Origin of the sequence: Corallococcus sp. CA041A (assembly GCF_003612075.1) — a bacterium.
GTDB classification, from domain to species: Bacteria; Myxococcota; Myxococcia; order Myxococcales; family Myxococcaceae; genus Corallococcus; species Corallococcus exiguus.
This window is the reverse complement of record NZ_RAWF01000019.1, coordinates 14370-36667: the sequence shown is the minus strand read 5'-3', so window position 1 is coordinate 36667 and position 22298 is coordinate 14370. Positions and strand designations below refer to the sequence as shown.

The window sequence follows — 22298 nt, the reverse complement described above, 5'->3', positions numbered from 1 at the left end:
GAGTCGGGGGCATGTCCCGCATCCGTGCTCGCTGGTGGCTGCTCCTGTTGCTCGCCCTGGTGGGAGGCTGCCGCTGTGGCGACGACCCCAACGTGGGCGGTGCGAGCGCCAGCTTCCGGCCGCAGGTCGAGGTCGTGGACTTCGGCCGGGTGCTGGAGGGCACGCAGGTGCGCCGTTCACTGACGCTGGTGGCCACCGGCCGCGCGGGCGTCACGGTGGACGCGGTGACGGACGCGCCCTTCTTCGTCGTCGTGTCCCAGATTGTCGTGGCGGGCAGCGGCACGGGCACGGTGGACATCCTGTTCTCCGCGGGCAGCACGCCGGTGGAGGGGGAGCTGGTGCTCACCGCGGGGCGCACCACGGCGAAGGTGAAGCTCACCGGCGTGGGCGTGCGTCCGCTGGCGTGCATCCCGCGGAGCGAGTGCCATGACTCGCGCTTCGACCTGGACTCCGGCCTGTGCATCGAGTCCCCGCAGGCGGACGGAGCGTCATGCATCCCCAGCAGCCGCTGTCAGGAGAACGGCCGCTGCCAGGCGGGCGTCTGCGTGGGGCAGCCGCGCACGTGCAATGACGACAACCCGTGCACGGTGGACAGTTGTTCGCCAACGCAGGGCTGCGTGACGGCGAACGTCGCGTGCCCGGTGCCGAGCAACCCCTGCAAGGTGGGCGTGTGCGACCGCAACTCGGGCTGCAAGGAGGTGGACGTGGCGGACTTCAGCCCCTGCGGCGCGGTGAGCTGCAAGGCGGCGCGGGTCTGCCTTGGCGGCACATGCCGGTCGGTGACGCCGCCGGACGGCTTCGTCTGCGCGCCGGCCACGCCATGCCAGGATGAAGGCAAATGCAGCGCGGGCGAGTGCATGCGCCCGGACGCGGGAGACCTGGAGTCCATCTTCAGCGCGGAGCTGGGCGGGATGCCCGTCGCGGAGGACGGCGGACCGGTGCTGCTGGTGGACGATGGGACGGTCTACGCGTCGGTGTGCGGTGAGGACGCGGGCTGCTGGCTTGCCGCGTACACGGAGAGCGGACTGCTGCGCTACGAGTCGCCCTATGAGGACGGGGGTGCGAGGACGCTGCTCGCGGCGTCGGACGCGGGCGTGGTGGTGCTCGCGCCGGAAGCGCTGGAGGCATACGCGCCGCGAGGCGTGGGCGAGCTGCGCTGGCGCACGTCGCTGGCGTTCGCCGATGCGGCGCTGGATGGAGGAACCCCGGAGGTCGTGCCCGGCACAACGGGAGCGGGAAGGGTGGCGCTCACGAAGGAAGGAGACGTGCTGACGTACGTCACGTGGAGTGACGACGCGGGCACGGCTCCACTGCGCTCCCGGCTGGTGTTGCTGAGCGTGGACGCGGGCATGCCGCTGGCGATGGGGCCGGAGGAGGACGGAGGCGGAGCGGCGAGGCTCGCCGTGGACGACGCGCGCGGCGCATACCTCTACACGCCGTGGGATGGACGACTGGCCTTCACGGACCAGGCACCGGCTGCTCCGGTCACGGACGGCGGGACACCCATGGCGTTCGGTGATGCGCTCGAGGACGGAGGCATCGCATCACTGAGCCTCGAACCGCTCGATGCAAGTGTCCCAGGTGGAGCGTCGTCACTGGCGCTCGCATCGGGACGGTTGCTCGTGGGGACGCAGGCCTTCGTGGACACGGATGGAGGTGTGCTCACCGCGCTGGATTGGGACGCGGGCACACGCACGCTGTCGCCCCTGGCCGAGCCCGTGCTCATGTCCCCCGGAGGCGCGACCGGGCATGCGTTCGCGTTCGCGTGCGACCACACGGACGGAACTCCCTGCACCGGCGCGGAGCTGCGCACGGTGCTGCGCTCCTTCAGCTCCGACGACGGCCAGTTCCTCTCGGAGGTGGACGTGTTGCCCTCGCCGCTGCTGCCTGGTGCATTCCACGAAGCCGCGCTGCTGGATCAGAACACCGTGGGCGTGCTCGCGGACGCGGAGCTGCCGAACGGTCAGCGCCAGGCGTGGCTCGAATGGATCGCCTTCGGCGACAAGCTCAATCAGTGCTCGCTGCCAGGCCGCGTGGAGGTGGCGGGCGCGGTGTTCGCCGGAGACCTGCTGCACGTGGCCCTGCGCCGTGACGGCGTCTGGATGCTGGAGTCCTATCCTCTCGGCGGACGCGCCGAATCCCGAGGCTGGCCCCAGCGCAATGGCAGCCCCGCAGGCACACGCCGCGCCGTGCCCTAACCGCCCGCGGCCGGGTCCACCCAGAGGTCCTCGAAGCGCACCTGCGGCGGTGTCTGGTGCAGCCGCAGGTTCTGCACGGAGGCCACCGCCACCGCGTGCGTGCGGTCGTGGTACAGCGGGATGAGCGGGCAGTCCTCGCGCGCCAGCATCTCCGCGCGCTTGTAGAGCTGCGAGCGCAGCTCCGGGTCGATGGACACGCGCGCCTCCGCCGTGAGCCGGTCCAGCTCCGGGTTGCGGTAGCCCAGCGGGTACACCGTCTGCGCGCTGGAGTTGAGCAGGAAGTGCAGGAAGGCGTCGGGGTCCGGGAAGTCCGCCAGCCACAGCGTGCGGAACGCCGGGACCTTCCCCTCGCGCAGGCGCGCCAGGTACTCCTCCGGCGGCATCTGCTCGTGGCGCAGCTCCAGCAGCCCCGCCTGGATCAGCGGACGGAAGAGCACCGCGTCCTCGGCGGACGTGTCGCGGCCCACCGCGTGGTGCAGGGTGAGCTGCAACCGCCGCACGCCCGCTTCGCGCAGGAGGCGCTCCGCCAGCGTCAGGTCCGGCACCGGCGTGGGCCCCAGCTCCTGTGCCCCGTCCAGCAGCTCCGGCGGCGTGAAGGTGCGGGCCGCGCGCGCGCCCGGGTGGAACTGCTCCACCACGCTCGGGATGTCCATGCCCGCGCGCAGCGCCCGCCGCACGCGCACGTCGTTGTACGGCGCCTCGTTCAGGTTGAGGCCCAGGAACGCCGTGGAGGGCGTGGTGCTGGTCACCACCTGATGCGCGTCCAGCCCATGCGCCTCCGTGTGCTCCACGTGCAGGAACGACACGAGGTCCACCTGCCCGTCCAACAACTGCCGCACCGCCTGCGGACGCGTCTCCGTGAGGACGAACTCCAACCGGTCCAGCAGCGGAAGCCCGCCGCGCCAGTAGGTGGCGTTGCGCTCCAGCACCATCCGGTCCGCCTGCATGCCCACGACGCGGAACGGCCCCGTGCCCACCAGCTTCCCCGTCGGGTCCAGCTTCGCCACCGCCGTGGCGGTCAGCGCCATGAGCTGGAGGAAGAACGCCTTGGGCTCGCGCAGGCGAATCTCCAGCGTGCCTTCGTCCAGGACCTCGATGCCCGTCACCTCGCGAGCCATTCCGCTGGCGTACTCGCGCGCGCCCTCCACGTCCTCCAGCAGGCTGCGGTCTGGCGAGCGCAGCGCCGGATCCATCAGCCGCTCCAGGTGGCGCTTCACGTCCTGCGCGGTGAGCAGGGCGCCGTCGTGGAAGGTGACGCCCCGGCGCAGGTAGAAGCGGTAGCGGCGAGCGGAAGGATCCGCGTCCCAGCGCTCGGCCAGGTCGGGCACCAGCATGCCGTCCTCCAGCCGCACCAGGCAGGAGAAGAGGCACGCCGTCAGCTCCGCCATCTGGTTCTCCACGGCGAACAGCGGATCCACCGTCTGCCGCGCGCGCAGCGAGCCCGACTGATGCAGGCCCACCCTCAGCGTGCCGCCCACGCGGGCCCGGGGCAGCTGGAAGCGGAACACCTCCGCCTCCAGGCTCGCCGTCTCGTGGCCCAGCTGGTCCACCGTGCGGTCCAACCCGTCGCCAATGCGGATGACCCGGCGCGCGTCCTCGCGCACCTGCGCGACTTCTTCACGGATGGACGCGTCGCCCCGGGTGAGCACCTGGTGCGCGGCGCGAAGTTCCTCGATGGCCGCGCTCAGGCGCATCACCGCTTCGGACAGGTCGCGGCCGGTGCGCGCCTGGGCCTCGGCCTTCTGGCCGGCGCTCTGGCCCACGCGCGACATCTCCTGAATCTGGCGCACCAGGTCCCGCGCGTTGCCGGACTGCTCAATGGCCATGCGCGTGATGTCCTCCACGCGCCGGGCCACGCGCTTGCTGGCCTCCACGACGGTGGCGCCCTGCGCCTCCAGCCGCTGCGTCTCCATCACCGTGGCCTCCACGGCGGCGAAGGTGCGCTGGGTGATGGAGCGGATCTCGCTCAGGGCCTCGGAGGCGCGGTCGCCCAGGGCCACGCCCGCGGTGGCCTGCTCGCGGCCCTCCTGCACCAGCGCCACGGCGGTCTCCACCGCGTCGCGGATGCCGGTGACCATGGTGCCAATCTCGCGCGTGGAGCGGGTGGTGCGCTCGGCGAGGCTGCGGATTTCGTTGGCCACCACGCCGAAGGGACGGCCGTGCTCGCCCGCCTGCGCGGCGATGATGGCGGCGTTGAGGGCCAGGAGGTTCGTCTGGTCGGCGATCTCCTGGATGACGTCCACGATGCGGCCAATCTCCAGCGACCGCGTGCCGAGCATCTCCATCAGCTCGGCCGCCTTGCGCACCGTCTCCTCCACCCGGTACATGCCCTGCACGCTGTCGCCCACCAGCGCCTCGCCGCGCTGGGCGGTGGCGGTGACGGCGATGGCCATGCTGTTGGTCTCCGTGGCGCGGCGGCGCACGGCGTCGATGCCGCCCTCCACCAGCGCGACGAAGTCCTCCGCCTCCGAAGCGAAGCGGCCCAGCTCGTCGCCCGACGCGGCGATGTGGGTCAGCCGCTCCGTCATCGCCTGGGTGAGGCCGCTGGTGCGCTGGCTGAAGTCGTTGACGGTCTCCAGTCCGTCCACCACCTGGTGCAGCCGCTCGGTCATCTCCAGCAGGGCGCCCGTCGTCTCGTGCGCGAAGGTTTCAATGTGCTGCACGCGCTTGATGGCCACCTGGAGGCTGGTGCCGTTGCCGCCCACGGCGGTGAGGGTGCGCTCCACGGCGCCGCCCTGACGGCGCGCGGCCTCCAGCAGCATGCGGGCCTGCTCGCTCACGCCGTTGCCGGTGCGGTGCAGGTTGCTCGTCACGCGCTGCACCTGGGACATGGCCCGGCGCAGGGACAGGATGAGGCGGCGCAGGTCCTCCTGGCCCTCGAAGCCGGTGTGGATGGGCGTGGTGAGGTCGCCCTCCGCCAGCCGGGACATCAGGTCGCGCCGCTCGCGCCGCCGCATGGCCGCGAAGCGGAACCACGACAGGTAGCTGCCGATGAGCCAGAGGAACGGCACGCCGAGCAGCAGCACCGCCCACCCAGCCGTGTCATCCGGCTTGCCCGTCACCCAGAACAACACGAAGCCCAGGATGAGTGCGGAGACCAGGGCTGCCACCAGCCCGAACGAGAAGAGGTATCGTTTGGCGCCCATGGACGGGGTGGACGCTAACCCGCCTTCTCGCGCCGGTCCCAATTTCGACGCATGCTTCATGAGACATGAAGGCCCTCATCGCCATCGCCATGCTGGCGCTCCCCGTAAACCCCGCCAGCGCGGGCCCCGAGGCCGGAAACCCGGCGCCGGTCCGCACGGAGGTGTCGCGGGCCCGGTTCATCTTCGCGTGGCGCGGCGTGCCGGTGGGTACGGTCACCCTGACGCTGGTGCCGGGGAGCTTCACGTACGACAGCGAGCACCTGCACCTGCGCTCGGGCCGTGCGGGCGTGCTGGGGCGCTCGGCCGTCATCCACGTGGACGGCAGGGGGCACATCACGGATACCGACCGGGAGCGCAGCGTGATGCCCCAGGCGCTCTGGGTATGGCGGGGCCCTCCGCCCGAAGGGTGCGTGGAGGCCCGTGAGGAGCTGTCCTCCCCCACGCGCATCGGTCCTCACTGCGTCACGTCCCGCGGCCCAACGCGCGCCGAGGGCACGATGCTGGGGGTTGCCTTCCGGGCCACCTATGACCGGGAGGGCTGGCTCCAGGTGCTGGAGTTGGGGGACTCGCGCTTCACCCGGGCCACCCCCGGGGAACGGCTGAAGCCGCCACCGGAGCTCTTCTCGGACGGCCTGCCGGTGGAGGGAGACGCCCCGGGGCCCCTGGCGCTCGTCCCGGCTCGGAGGGACGGGCCACGCGCGCCGGCCGTCCCCCGGCGCCTTGAGGGCATGACGGAGTGGACGTCCGCGGCGGCGCGGGCCCTGTCCGCGAAGGTGCACGCCGCCTTCCCGGACAAGGGGCCCTCGGAGGCGGACTGGAACCGGGGCGGGGAGGGCGAGGCCGGAGGCTGCCTGGCCCACGCCCTGCGCTACGCGTCCCTGGCGCGCGAGAAGGGCCAGCGGGTGGGGCTGGTGCACGGGCTGTTGGTGGTGGACGGCGGCCCCGCCCGGCCGCACGCCTGGGTGCGGGTGGCGCTGCGGGGCGGCGGGACGCTGGAGTTGGACCCCACGTCCCTGGACCCCGTGCGCCCGGACACGCACCTGGCGCTGGCGCTGGTGCCGCCAGAGGGCCCCGCCCTGGAGGCCGGGGAGCGCTGGCTGTCGCTTCTGCGCGGAGACTTCCGCGTGGTGCGCGCTACTCGAACGGAATGACGGACAGCTTCGCGCCGGGCTTCACTTCCAGGATCTCCTTGGCGCGAGCGGGCAGGTGGATGACGGTGTTGTCCAGCCGGGCCTGGCAGCGCACGGAGCGGAAGCGGTTGCGGCCGGATTCGCGCTCGACGGCGACCAGCACGTCGTCTCCCACCAATTCGAAGTCCTCTTCCGCCAGCTTCATCGTGCGGTAGCGGCGCACCAGGGAGATGTCCTCCGTATTCGCTTCGAAGTGCGGTCCGCCGTCGAACGGGTCGATGCGCTCCACGTACCGGAAGCCCACCCGCTCCAGCATCCGCTGCACGCCGCGCGTGGCCGGGCCCACTTCGCCCAGCACCTTCTGCACGCGGTCCGGGAAGAGCGACGCGTAGATGTCCGACGCGGGGAACAGCTCCTTGATGAACTCCTTGTTCTGGCGGCTCAGCCGGTCGGCCTCCAGGTAGGTGAGCCCGGTGAACTTCTTCCCGCAGGCCTCCCACAGGAGGCTGCGCCCGTCCGGGAGCAGCGGCGGCAGGAGCTCCGCCAGCACGCGCGGCCGGAACAGCCGCCGGTGCATGGAGATGAAGAGGAAGCGCACGAAGGACAGCTGCTTGCCGGGCTTGTCCGGCGTCGCGCGGTAGGGCGGGTCCACCACCAGGCCGCCAATCTCCGTGGGGCCCTCGTAGTTGTACGCGATGGACAGCACCTTGTGCCGCAGGTGCCGCTCCAGCGAGGCCGAGTAGTGCTCGCGCTCGCTCACCTCATAGTAGATGTGTGGCGCGTCGTACGTGCCGTGCTGGGCGATGATCATCGACGTGCCGATGATGAGGCTGTTGCGCACGTCCTCCAGCACGAAGAGGTACTCGCGCTCGAACGGGTCCTTCACCTTGCCGGCGAAGCTCTTCACCGACTTGTCGATGATGGCCTCGAGCGTCTCTTCGTTGTTCGGCAGGTTGACCGTGTTCAGCACCGCGGCAAGACGCTTCAGGCCGGGCAAATCGGTTTTCTGGACGTCTCGCAGTACGAGCATGGGGCACACGGATGAGCGCCCCGGGAAGGGAGCGCCGGAAGGGCCCGTGACCTTACACCACGCCCCCGTCCCGTCAGCCCCCTGGATGCTCCCCTGTCAATGACGCGTTGCGTTCAGGACATCGCTCCGCCGTCCGCTCGGTGGGTACGGGCGGCCCGCCCCCGACGTGAAACATGTCTCAATCCAGGAGAGGGCCTGCCTGGTTGCATGCTGTGTTGTCAGGCGTCTGGGAATGGTTTGGCGAGGGAATGAAGACAGGGAATGATTGCTGCCAACCTTTGTCGAAGTTTGACATCAAAGCACCCAGTCTTCCCCCTCCCCCAAGGATTCAGCATTGAAAGCACTGCACCTCTGGCTCGTGGTTGTTCTGCTCCCGAGCCTCGCTGCGGCGGAAATCGTCTGGCGGGGCGATTTCGAGACGGGAAACCGTTCCCAATACAGCAAGGAACAGATGGTGAGTTCGGACCGGCTCCAGGTGGTGACGAGCCCGGTGTCGGAGGGCAAGTACGCGCTCAAGGCCACGGTGAAGCAGGGCGATGATCCCATCAACTCCAGCGGCAACCGCAACGAGCTCGTCTATCTGAGCAACGAGAAGGTGGGCTCGGAGTACTGGTATCGCTGGAAGGTGATGTTCGCGAACGACTTCCCCAGCGTGGACGCGTGGCAGCTCTTCACGCAGTGGCACCACGACGGGTGCTGCGGGTCGCCGCCGGTGGAGTTCTTCGTGAAGGGCGAGGTCATCCGCCTGACGCTGAACGACAGCGGCACGGTGTGGAGCACGGCGCTCAAGCGCGGCGCGTGGCAGGAGTTCATCTTCCACGTGAAGTGGTCCCCGGACGCGTCCGTGGGCTACGTGGAGCTGTGGCACAACGGCGTCCAGGTGCTGAAGAAGACCCAGGCCAAGACGATGTTCTCTGGCCAGAACAACTACCTGAAGCTGGGCCTGTACCGGGACGACACCATCAAGCCGGTGGGCGTCGTCTACCACGACGGCATGATCCAGGCGACGACCCGTGCGGACGTGTTCCCGGTGGTGCAGCCGGATCCGGACCCCGTGGTGGACGCGGGCACGCCGGTGGACGCGGGCTCGCCGCAGGACCCGGGCCCGGTGTTCGACGCGGGTAGCCCGGTGGATCCGGATCCGGTGGTGGACGCGGGTTCGCCGCAGGACCCGGACCCCGTGGTGGACGCGGGCACTCCGGTGGACGCGGGCACGGGCACGGGCGTGAAGCCGTCTCCGCTGGACGAGGGCGAGGGCGACGCCAACTTCCACGGCGGCTGCTCCGCGAGCGGTGGTTCGTTGGCCGCGTTCTCGCTGCTGGGCCTGCTGGGCCTGATGCGGGCTCGCCGTCGCCGGAGCTGAATCGCGGGTCGATGAAGGTCCCTCCCGCTCCGGTGCGTCCGGGGCGGGAGGTGGGTTGAAGGAGCCCGCGCTTCCATGCGAGGAGGCGCGGAATGACTCCTCCCCGATGGATGTGGTGGCTGTGCTGCCTCCTGCTGTGGACCGCGTGCGCGGGCCCGGCGGTGCGCAGGCCCCGGAGCTACTCCCAGACAGCGGTGGACTCCGCCACGGCAGGATGTCTGCGCAATCCGGCGTGTGCATCGCAGGTGGGACAGGACGCCATCCTGCCGTGGCTGACCCGCGCGGCGGCCCGGGCAGGTCAGGCCGCGGCGGTGATGCGCCTGTGGGAAGCGGCGGAGGTGGCCCGCGTGGAGCGCGTGCTGGTGGAGTGCGCGAAGCGGGCGAACTTCGACGTGAACGAACGGATGTTGGGGCCCGGAGGGCGGACGACTCGCGCGATCTGTGAGGAGAGGGTGGTGGACGCGAACGGCCGTGAGATGACGCGCGCCGTGCAATTGGGGAATGCGAAGCACGAGGCGGCTCTGGCGTGCGTGCAGCAGGAACTGGGCGGCACGGACGCGGGACGGTTCAGCCTGGAGCCGCGCTACCTGCGCGATACGAAGACGGGCCGGACGCGTTGGTTGGATCCGGAGGAGGTGGCGCGCTGGCTGGCCGCAGGACAGTTCTTCCTGCTGACGGGGACCATCGCGCCGGATGTGGTGCTGCACGCCTTGGGGAACCCGCTGAATGTCCAAGCCGTCTACGACTTCAAGTTCCCGTGCCCGGTAGGCAACTTTCCTAGATGGGATCCCTATCCTGACGGGCACCCCTTCGCTTCAAAGGATCAGGGCGAGATCTATCAGCAGATACTCAAGAGTGAGGGGGCACCCCAGCTGGTGTCTCCCAACTTTGGAGTTACGCCATGAGCGGGCGAGTCCCAAGGATTCGTGAAGACATCGACATCGACGGCCAGTGGGTGGCCCTTGTGCGGGAGGGGCTCAGCATCGCGTTCTACATGCGGCAGCCCCACGAGTTGATGGCCCCGGCCGTGTTGCGAGCACTGGAGCGTTACCGTCAGGCCATCAGCCCGCGCCAGCCTGGCTGGTACGTGGACTCCTCGGGGGACTGGCAGCCGGTGGACGCCGCAGGCGAGGCTGTCGTCCGGCAGCGGCTGCTGGCAACCTCTGCACTGGTCGAGCTGATCGAGCGCCCCGACTCCGTGACCGGCGTCGCTTTCAAATACCAGGGGCGGAGCAAAGCGGTGGCTGGCTTCGAGAATGAGGAGCGGGAGAGTACCTGCGCTCTGGAGTTCAGGCTGCCCATCGAGTTCCTGGACGAACGCGGGCCGGAGTGGATCCGCTCATTCGCCATCGACCTGGGGAGTGAGCTGCCATGGAGCTCAGGGCACGCTGGGCTCTCGCTTGAAGTGGGCGCCTGGCCCCGGACCCTTACGCCGCGCCTGCGTGAAGTGACCCGGCGTCACCCCGGCTTCGACCTGAACCGGTTGGGCAGCCTGTCCCTGTACCTGGGCACGAAGCTCCGCCCCCCCGCGTGGCTCAACTTCCTGGGCCCGCCCGTGCTCAACGAGCTGGGCGGAGCGGAAGCACTTCGGTCCCGGTTGCACTCACCTTCAACCAAGGTCGAATCCCTGTCCCCGGACCGCGCCGTGGTGTCCCTGGGCCCCGTCCCCGAAGCTGGGGACCTGGAGGCCGGTGACACACTGCCCGCGTACCGCGAGCTGGCACGCGTGCTGGAGCCCTGGCTCTACGTGCACCAGGGCGAATGGGGCCTCTTCCCCGAAGCCGAGGTCCGGCAGTGGGAGCGCCGCTTCCTCTGACCGCGCTGTGGCATCATCCGCGGTCGTCATGTCGCAGACGCCTCGCAAGGTCTCGCTCGTCCTGAGCTACCAGTACCCCGGCAAGTACGCCTTCACCGTGCTCGCCGGCGCCGTGGAGGCGGACCCCGCGCTCGCGGACGTGTCGATGCACTTCCCTCGCAACCGCGAGGACCTGCTGACCACCGTGCGCGAACGCGCGGACGCGGGCGACACCGTCGTCGCCGCGTGGTCCTTCTACTCCGCCAGCTTTGGCCCCTCCGTGGAGGAGCTGAACTGGGTGCGCGAACGGCTGGAGGGCCGCGACGTCCTCTGCATCGCGGGCGGGGTGCACGCCACCGCCGAAACGCTCCAGACACTCCAGGCCGGCTTCGACCTCGTCGCCGTGGGCGAGGGCGAACACATCCTGCGCGCCCTGCTGTCCCGCGTCCTCAAGGGCGAGGACCCACGCACCACGCACGGCACCGCGCACCTCAAGGACGGCAAGCTCGTGCAGCACGGCCACGGCGAGGGCGTGCGCCTGGACGACTTCCCTCCGTTCGCCGCGAAGAACGTGAAGTTCGGCGCCATCGAAATCACCCGCGGCTGCATCTACGCCTGCCGCTTCTGCCAGACGCCCTTCATGTCCAAGGCGCGCTTCCGGCACCGCACCGTGGCCAACATCGCCCAATGGGCCCGCGAGCTGCGCCGCGCGGGACGGCGCGACCTGCGCTTCATCACCCCCACGTCCCTGTCCTACGGCACCCCCAACGAGACCGTGAACCTGGCCGCAGTGGAGGAACTGCTCGCCGCCGTGACGGAGGCCATGGCCCCTGACGGGCGCATCTACTACGGCACCTTCCCCTCGGAGGTGCGCCCGGAGCACGTCACGCCGGAGTCCCTGGCGCTGCTCAAGCGCTACGTGGCCAACGACAACCTCATCATCGGCGGTCAGTCCGGCTCCGAGCGCATCCTCCAGGCCACCCGGCGCGGCCACGACGTGGAGACCGTGGTGCGCGCCGCGCGGCTCGCGGTGGAGGGCGGCTTCGTGCCCAACGTGGACTTCATCCTGGGCCTGCCCGGCGAGGAGCCCGCGGACGTGGACGCCACGCTGGACCTCATGCAGCGGTTGTCCGACCTGGGCGCCCGTGTGCACGGCCACACCTTCATGCCGCTGCCCGGCACGCCGTACCGCGACGCGGCCCCCGGCCGCATGGACGAGCGCACCCGGCAGCGGCTGGACTTCCTCGCGTCCCAGGGCCGCCTGTATGGCCACTGGAGGGCGCAGGGTGTGCTCGCGGAAGGCATCGCCGCTCGCAGACAGCCGCGCGCCCGCTAGCCGCGGGCGCTACACTGCTCTCCGCGATGGCTGAACAGACGCCCTATTGGCTCCTCATCTCCGTGCTCTTCAGCTCCCAGCCCCTCACCCCGGCGCTGGCCATGACGCTGCACGAGGCCGCCTTCGAGCTGTACACGCGCGGCGAGGGCTCGCGAGAGGTGGCCGGCGATCTGCTCTCCGGCCGCGTGAACAACCTGCGCAAGGACGTGTCCCTGGGCGGCATCGCCGGGCCCGCCTTCGAGGCCGAAATCGAGACCGAGCGCGGCTCCGGCGTCGTCCGCTTCGTCCTCACCCGCCAGGGCCTGGAGATGATGAAGGCCCAGCCGCCCTCCGCGCCCGCGAAGCCGAAGTACCTCAACTGAGGAAGGGGAGGCCTGTCCGCCCGGCCGCTCCCGGTACGGCGCTTCCGTCACCACCTTGAGGACTCAAGGGAGGAATGACGGCATGGACCCCAAGGACGAATACCTCAAGAAGAGCGCCGGCATCCCGCTGGACCCCAGCAAGCAGAAGGACCCGGAGGAGCACGGCGACCGGGTGCCCGCCGAAGGCCGCGCCGAGGAACTCAACGACGTCACCGGGCAGAACGGCGGGCAGCGCTCCGACGTGGATCAGCCCTGGAACGACACGAAGAACCGGCACGACGGCATCCGCGACCAGTACAGCGACGACAGCGACAAGAAAAAGCCCTGAGGTCTCCCCCAGGGCTCACGTGAAGCAGATGCTGTGAAGGACGGCCTTGGAACGCGGGGACTACTCGCGGTCCAGGGTCAGCTTCATTCCGCCCATGTGCAGGATGGACTGGGACATGGACACCGCGGACATGACGGCCAGGTCCTCGATGGCCTGCATCTCCTCGCTCTTGGGCTCCGCACCCGTCTGCGAGGCCGCAGCCTGCTGCTGCTGCTGGGTCTGATTGCCCGTGACGTTCACCGGCGTGGAGGTGGCGCCCGCGGTGTAGGCGTTCATCAGCCCGCCGTGCGGCGTGGCCCCCATCTGCGCCAGCGCCGTCGACACCACCGAACCGCCCGTCAGCTGCGCGCCCATCTTCGGCTGCGCGGCCGCACCCGACATCAGCGAGCCGAAGCGGCTGCCCGACACGGAGGAGGCGGTGTTCGTCGCGGTCGGCTGCACCCGAGGACCGGAGAGAGACGTGATGCGGTTCATGGCGGCTCCCGTCAAAAGGCCCCGGTCTGCGCGGCGCACCCGAAGGCGTGCCTGTGGGGCTTCAAGTTCGTTCCCTGCATTATCGCCCCAGCCCCGGGGAAGTTGCCTCTTTCGCCTCGCGAACGGCGAAGGCCGCGGAATCCCAGGGGATTTTCCCTGGGACGCCACGGCCTTCAGTGCCTTTTCAGGGCGTCCAAGCCTGATCCGCCAGGCCTAGAACTGGTGGGCCTCGGTGGACTCGTGCAGGGCCAGGGTGCTGGCGCTGCCGCCGGAAATCACCTCGGCGACCTGGTCGAAGTAGCCGGTGCCCACCTCGCGCTGGTGGCGCGTGGCGGTGTAGCCGTTCTTCTCCGCGCCGAACTCCGACTGCTGCATCTCGCTGTAGGCCGCCATGCCGCGGTCCTTGTACTGACGGGCCAGCTCGTACATGGAGAAGTTCAGCGCGTGGAAGCCCGCCAGGGTGACGAACTGGAACTTGTAGCCCATGGCGCCCAGCTCCCGCTGGAACTTCGCGATGGTGCTGTCGTCCAGGTTCTTCTTCCAGTTGAAGGACGGCGAGCAGTTGTACGCGAGCATCTTGTTGGGGAACTTCTTGTGGATGCCCTCGGCGAAGGCCTTGGCCTGCGCCAGGTCCGGGGTGCTGGTCTCGCACCACACCAGGTCCGCGTACGGCGCGTAGGCCAGGCCGCGCGCGATGGCGCACTCCAGGCCGCCCTTGATGCGGTAGAAGCCCTCGGCCGTGCGGCCCGCCGCCTTGTCGATGAAGGCGTGGTCGTACTCGTCCGCGTCGCTCATCAGGAGCTTGGCGCTGTCCGCGTCCGTGCGGGCGACGAGCAGCGTGGACACGCCCATCACGTCCGCCGCCAGGCGCGCCGCGGTCAGCGTGCGCACGAAGTGGCTGGTGGGCACCAGCACCTTGCCGCCCATGTGGCCGCACTTCTTCTCGCTGGCCAGCTGGTCCTCGAAGTGCACGCCCGCGGCGCCCGCTTCAATCATGCCCTTCATCAGCTCATAGGCGTTGAGCGGACCGCCGAAGCCGGCCTCCGCGTCCGCGATGATGGGCGCGAACCAGTTGCGGTCCTTGCGGCCTTCCGCGTGGTCGATCTGGTCCGCGCGGCGCAGGGCGTTGTTGATCTTCTTCACCACGGAGGGGACGGAGTCCACCGGGTAGAGGCTCTGGTCCGGGTACATCTGGCCCGCGGAGTTCGCGTCCGCGGCGACCTGCCAGCCGGACAGGTAGATGGCCTTGAGGCCCGCGCGCACCATCTGCACCGCCTGGTTGCCGGTGAGGGCGCCGAGCGCGTTGATGTACTCGTCCGTGTGGAGCAGCTCCCAGAGGCGGCGGGCGCCCATCTCCGCCAGCGTGTGGCTCACGCGGATGGAGCCGCGCAGCTTCTCCACGTCCTTGTCCGTGTAGGTGCGCTTGATTCCCTCGAAGCGCTGCGCGTGGAGCTTCGCGTGAGGGGAGGCATCGGAAGTGGTCTGCGTCGCGTCGTACATGCCAGGACTCCTCGGGCTACAGTGAAGGGTTGAAAAGACTTCGGTGCTGCGTCTGGAAAAGCGTCAGGACCGCGGGTCGAGGGCCTCGTAGGCCGGCAGCGTGAGGAAGTCCTCGAAGGCGGGCGCGGTGGACAGCTGCTCGAAGAGGGCGCGGGACTTCTCCATGTGCGCCTGGCCGTAGCGCTCGGTGGCGCCCTCGCGGTCCATGCGCGCCATCTCCTCCGCGAGCAGCTTGCCGAACAGCTCCGGCGTCACCTGGCGGCCGTCCTCCAGCGTGGCCTCGTGGTGGATCCACTGCCACACCTGGGCGCGGGAGATTTCCGCCGTGGCCGCGTCCTCCATCAGGTTGTAGAGCGGCACGCAGCCCAGGCCGCCCAGCCACGCGGCGGTGTACTGGATGCCCACGCGGATGTTGTGGCGCAGGCCTTCCTCCGTGCGCGTGCCGGAGGGCAGCTTGAGCAGGTCCGCTTCGGTGATGCGCACGTCCTCGCGCTTGTTGGCCACCTGGTTGGGGCCCTGCATCTGCGCGTCGAAGATCTCCTTCGCCAACGGGACGAGACCGGGGTGCGCGACCCAGGTGCCGTCGTGGCCGTTCTTCGCCTCACGCAGCTTGTCCGCGCGGACCTTGGCCATCACCGCGTCGTTGGCGGCGGCGTCTCCCTTGATGGGGATGAAGGCGGCCATGCCGCCCATGGCGTGCGCACCCCGGCGGTGACAGGTCTGGATGAGCAGCTGCGAGTAGGCGTTGAGGAAGCCCTTGTCCATGGTCACCTGCCCGCGGTCGGGCAGCACCACGGACGCGTCCGACTGGAGCGTCTTGATGAAGCTGAAGATGTAGTCCCAGCGGCCGCAGTTGAGGCCGGCCGAGTGCTCGCGCAGCTCGTAGAGGATTTCGTCCATCTCGAACGCGGCGGGCAGCGTCTCGATGAGGACCGTGGCCTTGATGGTGCCGCGCGGGATGTCCAGCTCGCTCTGGGCCAGGTGGAACACGTCGTTCCACAGCCGGGCCTCCAGGTGGCTCTGCATCTTGGGCAGGTAGAAGTAGGGGCCCGTGCCGCGCTTCAGCTGCTCGCGCGCGTTGTGGAAGAAGAACAGGCCGAAGTCGAAGAGCGAGCCGGAGATGGGCTTGCCGTCGATGCGCACGTGGCGCTCCGGCAGGTGCCAGCCGCGCGGGCGCACGAACAGCACGGCGTGCTTCTCATTCAGCGCGTAGTGCTTCCCGTTCTCCGCGGAGAAGGAGATGGACTTGCGCACGGCGTCGCGCAGGTTCAGCTGGCCGCGCACCACGTTGTCCCAGGTGGGGCTGTTGGCGTCCTCGAAGTCCGCCATGAAGACGCTGGCGCCGGAGTTGAGCGCGTTGATGATCATCTTGCGGTCCACCGGACCGGTGATTTCCACGCGCCGGTCCTGCAGGTCCGCGGGCACCGGGGACACGGTCCAGTCGCCCTTGCGGATGTCCGCCGTCTCCTGGAGGAAGTGCGGGCGCTCGCCCTTGCGCCAGTCCTGCGCCACCTTCTTGCGCCGCTCCAGCAGTGCTTCCCGTCGTTCACCGAAAGTGCGGACCAGCTTCGCCACGAAGGCCATGGCCTCCTGCGTCAGCACCTCCGCGTAATCCGGGTGCCAGGGGCCCTCCACGGTCACGCCGGGGCCGAAGGCCGGGGGATTCTGGGAGGTGCGCGCGTCCATGTCGGCTCCTGACGAGATGCGTTGTAAAAGCGGTCCAACGGGCTGAAAGATGTCCCTGCCATCTAGGGAAGGGAAGCCTTGGTGAATTAGAAGCTGCTTGCCTGTAAGGCTGTCAACATCGCCTGGATTAAATTTGTAAATCCACTGACGCAGCCGGCCAGAAACCCCCGGAATCACGACATCGGAGGGGCGGGTGCAATCACGGGCGGTGGGTTCCGTAGGTAGGTATGGGACCCCCATCGTGCCAAGCGGGGGCCTGACTGGGAGGTCACCTCATGGACGTCACGACACGCTGCAGGGCCTGTTCGAAGGAGCTGTCCGGCGAGGCGCAGCGCTGCCCGCACTGCCGTGCGCGCACGGTGCCCATGCACCGGGGCGAGGGGCGGGCGCTGCTGGGCGTCTGCGCGTCGCTGGCGCGCGAGCTGGGCGTGGACGTTTCGCTGGTGCGGGTGGCGTTCGTGCTGATGCTGTTCGCGTCCGCGGGGATGAGCGCCGCGCTCTACCTGCTGCTCTGGGCGTTCATCCCGGCGAAGGCGTTTGGCCGGGCCCCGCTGCAGGGGACGCTGGACTGGGTGTCCAAGGTCGCGAACACGCCGGTGGACGACGACACGCCCCGCTGGGAGAAGCGCGTCTGACGTGGCTGCCGTGCCCTGGCGCGTTTCGCTGCTAGACGCGCCAGACGCCGGCCACGGACTCCATGCGCTCGGCCACGCCGCGCAGGGCGTGCGTCATGCGCTGGGTGCCGTGCATGGCCTGGAGGGTGTCGTCCATCATCCGGGACAGGTCCGTGACGGCGGCGAAAATCTGCGCGATGCCGGCGTTCTGCTGGATGACGGCGGCGGCGATCTGCTGGGCCGCGGACGCGTTGTCCTGGATGATGTCCGTCAGCGCACGCAGGCTCTGACCGCTCTCGCGCACCTGGGCCAGGCCCGCCTCGGAGCGGCGCTGGCCCTCTTCTGACAGCGCCACGGTGTCGTGGATGCCGCCGCGGATGGCGTCCAGGATGTCGCGCACCCGGCCGGTGGCCTGGATGGACTGGTCCGCGAGGCTGCGGATTTCGCGCGCCACCACGCCAAAGCCCTTGCCGTGCTCGCCGGAGCGCGACGCTTCGATGGCCGCGTTGAGGGCGAGCATGTTGGACTGGTCCGCCAGGTCCTTCACCGTCTGGGTGATGCCGCCAATCTGGCGCGTGCGCTCGTTGAGGGAGGAGATGCCTTCCGCCAGGCGCGCGCCGTGGTCGCGCAGCTGTTCGAAGCCGTCCAGGCTGGCGCCGAGCGCCGTCTGTCCGGCGCCGCCGGCTTCACGCGCCCGCGCCACCAACGCGAGCACGGCCTGCGAGCGCTCCGCGGCCAGCTGCGAGGTCTGTTGAATCTCCTTCGCGGTGACCTGCGTCTCGTGGATGGCGGTGCCCTGCCGGGTGAGGTTGCGCTCCTGCTGCTCGGTGGCTTCAGTGAGCTCGCTCACCGTCTGCCCCAGGACGCGGGTGGCCTGCTGGAGGCTGGTGGTGGACTCGCGCAGGTGGTCCATCATCCGGGAGAAGGCGGAGGCCAGCTCGCCCACTTCGTCCTGGTGGCCGTGGGCTTCCACCTTCTGGGTGAGGTCGCCCTCGCGCACCACGCGGGACACCAGCGCGCTCAATGTGGCGATGGGCCGCGTCACCCCTCGCGCCAGGGCCCAGGCGGCCAGGACGGCCACCCCCAGGAGCGCGCTCCCCGCGAGCAGGCTGAGTTGCAGGAAGCGCCGCAGGGGCAGGAAGGCCTCGTCCGACTCCATCGCCGCCACGAAGCGCCAGTCCTGGCCGGCGGCGAAGCGCTGGGTGGTGCCGTTGTGGACCTCGGCCCGCACGGGGTTCATGAGGTTCGGCGTGCCTTCCGCGCGGGCGCTGAAGAGGCTGGCGCCGTTCGGGGCGAGGACCTCCAGGGTGAAGCTCTTCTGGCCCCGGTCCTGGGCCCGCTGGAGCGCGCCCTCGACCACCTTCTCCACCTGGCCCCAGTCATACGCGGCCAGCAGTACGCCCACCCTGGCTCCGGAGATGGGGCTGAGCACGGGCATGGCCAGGGGCATCACGGTGCGGTCGAGGAAGGGGTCCTTCTTCGTGAGGGCGCCCGTGAGGACGGCGGGGTCCAGCCGGTCCTCCAGCGCGGTCTGGAACCAGGGCGCGGCGCGCACCTCCTGTTCGCGGCCGGCGAAGGCCTGGAGCAGCTCCGGCCGGCTCACGGAGACGGCGCGCCCGTCGGGGGTGAACAGCACCAGTCCGGCGAAGCTGGTGTGCCGGCTGTTCAGCGAGGCGAGCACCGCGTCGCTCTTGGCGTAGGTGTCGAAGAGGAGCGCGCCGCGCACGATGGCGTCCTCGGTCCACGCGCGGGCGTTCGCTTCGCGCTCGTGCAGCGAGGCTTCGATGAGGTCCTGCAGGCCGTCCGCTTCCACCTGGAGGACGCCGTGCACCTGCTGCTCCAGGTTGCGCCGGATGGTGTGGACGCCAGCACCGACGGCGGGGACGAGAGCCGCGACGAGCAGCAGGCAGATCCACAGCGTGAGGCGGCCCCGCAACTTCAATCCGGACAGCAGTCGCATGCAGGAGAATCCAGGTTGGGAACGGGACCGGTCGGTGTCACAGGTCGAGCAGGGACAGGCCCACGGTGAGCGCGCCGATGACCTGGGCGCCATCGCGGACGGGGAGGGACACCTGGATGACGTAGGCCTGGGTGGACTCGTCGAAGAAGGGGGCTTCCTTCAGCGTGGGGCCGCCGCGGCCCTGGGCGTAGGTGAGGCGCCACTTGTCCTCGTCGCCCTGCCAGTAGTCGGACGTGCGCCGGCTGGCGCAGACGAGCGCGCCTTGATCATCCATGGCGAAGGCCTCCGCCATCGCCGGGCCCAGGCGCTCCCGCAGGCGGCGGAGCGCGCCCGTGCAGGGGCCGTCCAGCACGCGCTGCTTGTGGGGCGTGAGGCCCGGGGTCGCCATCCATTCCGAGTCCAGCTGCTGGATGGTGGCAAGCGGCGTGCGGTGAGCGTTCTGGGCGCGGAGGGCGCGCACCACTTCCGGGTCCTCCGCCAGACGCCGCAGGTGGGGCATCACGCCATCCACCTTCTGGAGCTGCGCGACGCCGTCCGGAGGCAGGTGCCCCCAGGCTGCCAGCGCCAAACCCAGCCAATGAATGGACATGCAGACATCCCCAGGAGCCGTGAGAACGATTGAGAAAAGTGTGTCACGGACTCAATGGCGCCGTCACCCCGGGTATGTGTGAATTTTTTAATTCAAACTAAGCTTGTTTTCATCGGGTTCAGGGCAGGCAGCACTGCACGGGCCTGTCTTCCTGCCTCCCCGTTCGGGTGTGGGTCGGCCCTGGCTTGAGGATGTCAGGGGTAGGGGGCATCCTTGCGCGCATGGGCGATGGAAACGGGAGTGGGAAGGGGAAGTCGGTGTCGTACGCCGTCCTGGAGGACGTGCCGCCGACGAAGGTGGGGGAGATCATCGAAGGCGAGCTGGTCGTCAGTCCCAGGCCGGCGTCTCCCCACGCGAGGGCGGCGACGAAGCTCGGAGGGTGGCTGGATGGGCCGTTCGACGAGGGCAGCAATGGGCCCGGTGGATGGGTCATCCTGTATGAACCGGAGCTGCGCTTCGCGGGAACGGGGGATGCGCTGGTGCCGGACCTCGCGGGATGGCGCCGCGAGCGGATGCCTCGCATTCCAAACACGCCTGTCTTCTCCCTGGCTCCTGATTGGATTGGCGAGGTGTTGTCACCGTCCACCTACCGGTGGGACCGGGGTCCGAAGATGCGCGTCTATGCACGCGCGGGCGTGGAGTGGCTGTGGTTCATCGACCCGCTGGCGATGGGGTTGGAGATCCACCGCCTCCAGGACGGGCAGTGGCGCCTGCACGGGGTGCATCTGGGCAGTGGAACCGTGAATGCCGTTCCCTTCGACGCGGTGCCCTTGAATCTGGGCCGACTCTGGAGCCGGTGATGGCTCAGGGCAGCTTCGGCCGGATGATGCGCGGGGCGTCCGGGTTCACGTCCAGCAAGCGCACGGTGTCGCCTTCATGCACGGTGCCTGCCTTCAGCACCCGAGCGAGCTGACCCCTGCGGCCCCAGCTGTCCTTCAGCAATCCGGGGCGCAGGGCGTCCAGCTTCCAGCAGGGCACGCAGGGTTCAGTCAGCTCCACCACGACATCTGCTCCCAGCGCCAGGCGCTGTCCCGGAGGCAGCGCGTCCAGGGGTAGCCCTTCCACCAGCACGTTCTCCTTGAGCGCGCCTTCGGGCACGTCCAGCGCCGCGCGCTGCGCTTCGTCCAGGAGCAGGAGCTGACGCTTGTGGCCCACCGCCCTGCGCTGGTGGCGGTCGCCCTCGAAGCCGTGCTGCTCCACGGCCCGCGCCTCCGGGACGCGGCGCATGGGCGTGCCTCGCTCCTGGGCCAGGAAGAGGGCTCGGATGGTGCCCGCGGTGCTCACGAAGTGACACTCATGCCAGGGTCGTCACTCTGCCCTGCCGTGACGGTCCGGCGGTGTTAATCGCGCGGGACATCGTTCCTTTCCGCGGAGGCCGCACCGTGAGCACGAAGAATGTTCGCATCGAGAAGGACACCTTTGGTCCCATCGAAGTCCCTGCCGACCGGCTCTGGGGCGCGCAGACCCAGCGCAGCCGCCAGAACTTCGCCATCTCTTCCGAGCGCATGCCGACGGCGCTCGTGCACGCGCTGGTGCTGGTGAAGAAGGCCGCCGCGCTCGTGAACCAGGAGAACGGCTCCCTCTCCAAGGAGAAGGCCCAGTCCATCGTGAAGGCCGCGGATGAAGTGCTCGCCGGCCAGCACGACGAGGAGTTCCCCCTGCTGGTGTGGCAGACGGGCAGCGGCACCCAGACGAACATGAACTGCAACGAGGTGCTGGCCAACCGCGCCTCGGAGCTCTTGGGCGGCGAGCGCGGCGAAGGCCGCAAGGTCCACGCCAACGACGACGTCAACAAGGGCCAGAGCTCCAACGACGTGTTCCCCACCGCGATGAACGTGGCCGCCGTGGAGGCCGTGGTGAAGCACGTGCTGCCGGAGCTGGTTGCCCTGCGCGACGTGCTCGCCCAGAAGTCCCAGGCCTTCCAGTCCATCGTGAAGATTGGCCGCACGCACCTGCAGGACGCGACCCCGCTCACCCTGGGCCAGGAGTTCAGCGGCTACGTGGCGCAGCTGGACCGCGCGAAGGGCCACATCGAGTCCGCGCTGCCGCACATGCTGGAGCTGGCCCTGGGCGGCACCGCCGTGGGCACCGGCCTCAACGCGCCCCCGGGCTACGCCGAGCGCGTGGCGGCGGAAATCGCGAAGCTCACCGGCCACGCCTTCGTCACCGCGCCCAACAAGTTCGAGGCGCTGGCCGCCAACGACGCGCTGGTGCAGGGACACGGCGCGCTCAAGGGCCTGGCGGCGGTGCTGTTCAAGGTGGCCAATGACATCCGCTGGCTGTCTTCGGGGCCACGCTCGGGCATTGGTGAAATCAACATCCCGGAGAACGAGCCGGGCAGCTCCATCATGCCGGGCAAGGTGAACCCCACGCAGAGCGAGGCGCTCACCATGCTGTCCGCCCAGGTGATGGGCAACGACGTGGCCATCTCCCTGGGCGGCGCGTCCGGCAACTTCGAGCTCAACGTCTTCAAGCCGCTCATCATCCAGAACTTCCTGCAGAGCTGCCGCCTGCTCGCGGACGGCATGCGCAGCTTCCGTCTGAACTGCGCGGTGGGCATCGAGCCCAACCTCCCGCGCCTCCAGGAGAACCTCCAGCGCAGCCTGATGCTCGTCACCGCGCTCAACCCGCACATCGGCTACGACAACGCGGCGAAGATCGCCAAGACGGCCCACAAGCAGGGCAAGACGCTGAAGGAGGTGGCGGTGGAGCTGGGGCTCGTCACCGCCGAGCAGTTCGACCAGTGGGTCCGGCCGGAGAAGATGACCGGGAACCTCTAGTCCCTTC

Annotated in this window: 19 protein-coding genes; 11 read left to right on the top strand and 8 right to left on the bottom strand. The window is 69.5% G+C overall.

The genetic code is table 11. The annotated features are described in order from the left end of the window. Positions 1-11: 11 nt before the first annotated feature. Entirely contained in the window at positions 12-2198 is a 2187-nt protein-coding gene (locus tag D7V77_RS06000; protein ID WP_120575306.1) for a hypothetical protein, read from the top strand. Here D7V77_RS06000 and D7V77_RS05995 read toward each other — a convergent pair. Beyond that, a complete protein-coding gene (locus tag D7V77_RS05995) occupies positions 2195-5344 on the bottom strand; it encodes an ABC transporter substrate-binding protein (RefSeq protein ID WP_120575305.1) in 3150 nt (1049 codons plus the stop codon). The genes D7V77_RS06000 and D7V77_RS05995 overlap by 4 nt on opposite strands. Positions 5345-5409: 65 nt before the next feature. On the opposite strand from D7V77_RS05995, the gene D7V77_RS05990 reads away from it, so the two are divergent. After that, positions 5410-6495, top strand: a complete 1086-nt coding sequence (locus tag D7V77_RS05990; RefSeq protein WP_120575304.1) for a lasso peptide biosynthesis protein — start codon at positions 5410-5412, stop codon at positions 6493-6495. Here D7V77_RS05990 and D7V77_RS05985 read toward each other — a convergent pair. Continuing rightward, on the bottom strand, positions 6479-7504 hold the full coding sequence (locus tag D7V77_RS05985; RefSeq protein WP_120575303.1) for an arginine N-succinyltransferase: 1026 nt from the start codon (positions 7502-7504) through the stop codon (positions 6479-6481). The genes D7V77_RS05990 and D7V77_RS05985 overlap by 17 nt on opposite strands. 451 nt (positions 7505-7955) lie before the next feature. On the opposite strand from D7V77_RS05985, the gene D7V77_RS05980 reads away from it, so the two are divergent. From D7V77_RS05980 to D7V77_RS05955, 6 genes are all read left to right on the top strand, one after another. Continuing rightward, positions 7956-8867: a heparin lyase I family protein gene (locus D7V77_RS05980; RefSeq protein ID WP_233596715.1), complete on the top strand. Its 912-nt coding sequence runs from the start codon at positions 7956-7958 to the stop codon at positions 8865-8867. Positions 8868-8959: 92 nt separating this feature from the next. Next, complete coding sequence (locus D7V77_RS05975; RefSeq protein ID WP_120575301.1) at positions 8960-9772, top strand: hypothetical protein; 813 nt, start codon at positions 8960-8962, stop codon at positions 9770-9772. Further along, positions 9769-10683 carry a type VI immunity family protein gene (locus tag D7V77_RS05970; RefSeq protein WP_169847522.1) on the top strand — a complete coding sequence of 305 codons (915 nt, stop codon included), beginning with the start codon at positions 9769-9771 and terminating at the stop codon, positions 10681-10683. Before D7V77_RS05975 ends, D7V77_RS05970 begins: the two co-directional genes overlap by 4 nt. Before the next feature lie 28 nt (positions 10684-10711). Continuing rightward, entirely contained in the window at positions 10712-11998 is a 1287-nt protein-coding gene (locus tag D7V77_RS05965; RefSeq protein WP_120575300.1) for a TIGR04013 family B12-binding domain/radical SAM domain-containing protein, read from the top strand. 26 nt (positions 11999-12024) lie between these two features. Further along, complete coding sequence (locus D7V77_RS05960) at positions 12025-12360, top strand: hypothetical protein (protein WP_120575299.1); 336 nt, start codon at positions 12025-12027, stop codon at positions 12358-12360. Positions 12361-12442: 82 nt separating this feature from the next. Next, entirely contained in the window at positions 12443-12688 is a 246-nt protein-coding gene (locus D7V77_RS05955) for a hypothetical protein (protein WP_120575298.1), read from the top strand. 60 nt (positions 12689-12748) lie between these two features. On the opposite strand, the gene D7V77_RS05950 is transcribed toward D7V77_RS05955, so the two are convergent. From D7V77_RS05950 to aceB, 3 genes are all read right to left on the bottom strand, one after another. Continuing rightward, positions 12749-13162: a hypothetical protein gene (locus D7V77_RS05950; protein WP_120575297.1), complete on the bottom strand. Its 414-nt coding sequence runs from the start codon at positions 13160-13162 to the stop codon at positions 12749-12751. A 213-nt stretch (positions 13163-13375) separates the two neighbouring features. Further along, on the bottom strand, positions 13376-14662 hold the full coding sequence (aceA, locus tag D7V77_RS05945) for an isocitrate lyase (RefSeq protein WP_120575296.1): 1287 nt from the start codon (positions 14660-14662) through the stop codon (positions 13376-13378). A 63-nt stretch (positions 14663-14725) separates the two neighbouring features. Further along, on the bottom strand, positions 14726-16348 hold the full coding sequence (gene aceB / locus D7V77_RS05940; RefSeq protein ID WP_120575295.1) for a malate synthase A: 1623 nt from the start codon (positions 16346-16348) through the stop codon (positions 14726-14728). Positions 16349-16623: 275 nt separating this feature from the next. Here aceB and D7V77_RS05935 point away from each other — a divergent pair, with 275 nt between their 5' ends. Beyond that, positions 16624-16983 (top strand): PspC domain-containing protein, encoded by a 360-nt coding sequence (locus D7V77_RS05935; protein WP_120575294.1) that lies wholly within the window; start codon positions 16624-16626, stop codon positions 16981-16983. Positions 16984-17014: 31 nt separating this feature from the next. Here the strand turns inward: D7V77_RS05935 and D7V77_RS05930 are convergent, their stop codons facing one another. Together D7V77_RS05930 and D7V77_RS05925 are read right to left on the bottom strand one after the other, a co-directional pair. Then, positions 17015-18922, bottom strand: a complete 1908-nt coding sequence (locus D7V77_RS05930; RefSeq protein WP_120575293.1) for a methyl-accepting chemotaxis protein — start codon at positions 18920-18922, stop codon at positions 17015-17017. Positions 18923-18959: 37 nt separating this feature from the next. Then, on the bottom strand, positions 18960-19511 hold the full coding sequence (locus tag D7V77_RS05925) for a PDC sensor domain-containing protein (RefSeq protein WP_120575292.1): 552 nt from the start codon (positions 19509-19511) through the stop codon (positions 18960-18962). Between the two features lie 257 nt (positions 19512-19768). Here D7V77_RS05925 and D7V77_RS05920 point away from each other — a divergent pair, with 257 nt between their 5' ends. Further along, entirely contained in the window at positions 19769-20311 is a 543-nt protein-coding gene (locus tag D7V77_RS05920; protein WP_233596714.1) for a Uma2 family endonuclease, read from the top strand. 4 nt (positions 20312-20315) lie between these two features. Here the strand turns inward: D7V77_RS05920 and D7V77_RS05915 are convergent, their stop codons facing one another. Further along, positions 20316-20795 (bottom strand): MOSC domain-containing protein, encoded by a 480-nt coding sequence (locus D7V77_RS05915; protein WP_233596713.1) that lies wholly within the window; start codon positions 20793-20795, stop codon positions 20316-20318. 98 nt (positions 20796-20893) lie between these two features. Between D7V77_RS05915 and fumC the strand changes: the two genes are divergently transcribed. Then, positions 20894-22291 (top strand): class II fumarate hydratase, encoded by a 1398-nt coding sequence (gene fumC / locus D7V77_RS05910; RefSeq protein WP_120575290.1) that lies wholly within the window; start codon positions 20894-20896, stop codon positions 22289-22291. Positions 22292-22298 lie beyond the last annotated feature (7 nt).

What these genes read in the sequence shown, in the direction of transcription:
- D7V77_RS05960 (WP_120575299.1), top strand. Translation starts at nt 12,025, where the DNA reads ATGGCTGAACAGACGCCCTATTGGCTCCTCATCTCCGTGCTCTTCAGC.
- D7V77_RS06000 (WP_120575306.1), top strand. Translation starts at nt 12, where the DNA reads ATGTCCCGCATCCGTGCTCGCTGGTGGCTGCTCCTGTTGCTCGCCCTG.
- aceA (WP_120575296.1), bottom strand. Translation starts at nt 14,662, where the DNA reads ATGTACGACGCGACGCAGACCACTTCCGATGCCTCCCCTCACGCGAAG.
- D7V77_RS05975 (WP_120575301.1), top strand. Translation starts at nt 8,960, where the DNA reads ATGACTCCTCCCCGATGGATGTGGTGGCTGTGCTGCCTCCTGCTGTGG.
- D7V77_RS05935 (WP_120575294.1), top strand. Translation starts at nt 16,624, where the DNA reads ATGGACGTCACGACACGCTGCAGGGCCTGTTCGAAGGAGCTGTCCGGC.
- aceB (WP_120575295.1), bottom strand. Translation starts at nt 16,348, where the DNA reads ATGGACGCGCGCACCTCCCAGAATCCCCCGGCCTTCGGCCCCGGCGTG.
- D7V77_RS05985 (WP_120575303.1), bottom strand. Translation starts at nt 7,504, where the DNA reads ATGCTCGTACTGCGAGACGTCCAGAAAACCGATTTGCCCGGCCTGAAG.
- D7V77_RS05965 (WP_120575300.1), top strand. Translation starts at nt 10,712, where the DNA reads ATGTCGCAGACGCCTCGCAAGGTCTCGCTCGTCCTGAGCTACCAGTAC.
- D7V77_RS05990 (WP_120575304.1), top strand. Translation starts at nt 5,410, where the DNA reads ATGAAGGCCCTCATCGCCATCGCCATGCTGGCGCTCCCCGTAAACCCC.
- D7V77_RS05930 (WP_120575293.1), bottom strand. Translation starts at nt 18,922, where the DNA reads ATGCGACTGCTGTCCGGATTGAAGTTGCGGGGCCGCCTCACGCTGTGG.
- D7V77_RS05955 (WP_120575298.1), top strand. Translation starts at nt 12,443, where the DNA reads ATGGACCCCAAGGACGAATACCTCAAGAAGAGCGCCGGCATCCCGCTG.
- D7V77_RS05980 (WP_233596715.1), top strand. Translation starts at nt 7,956, where the DNA reads ATGGTGAGTTCGGACCGGCTCCAGGTGGTGACGAGCCCGGTGTCGGAG.
- D7V77_RS05970 (WP_169847522.1), top strand. Translation starts at nt 9,769, where the DNA reads ATGAGCGGGCGAGTCCCAAGGATTCGTGAAGACATCGACATCGACGGC.
- D7V77_RS05950 (WP_120575297.1), bottom strand. Translation starts at nt 13,162, where the DNA reads ATGAACCGCATCACGTCTCTCTCCGGTCCTCGGGTGCAGCCGACCGCG.
- D7V77_RS05925 (WP_120575292.1), bottom strand. Translation starts at nt 19,511, where the DNA reads ATGTCCATTCATTGGCTGGGTTTGGCGCTGGCAGCCTGGGGGCACCTG.
- D7V77_RS05995 (WP_120575305.1), bottom strand. Translation starts at nt 5,344, where the DNA reads ATGGGCGCCAAACGATACCTCTTCTCGTTCGGGCTGGTGGCAGCCCTG.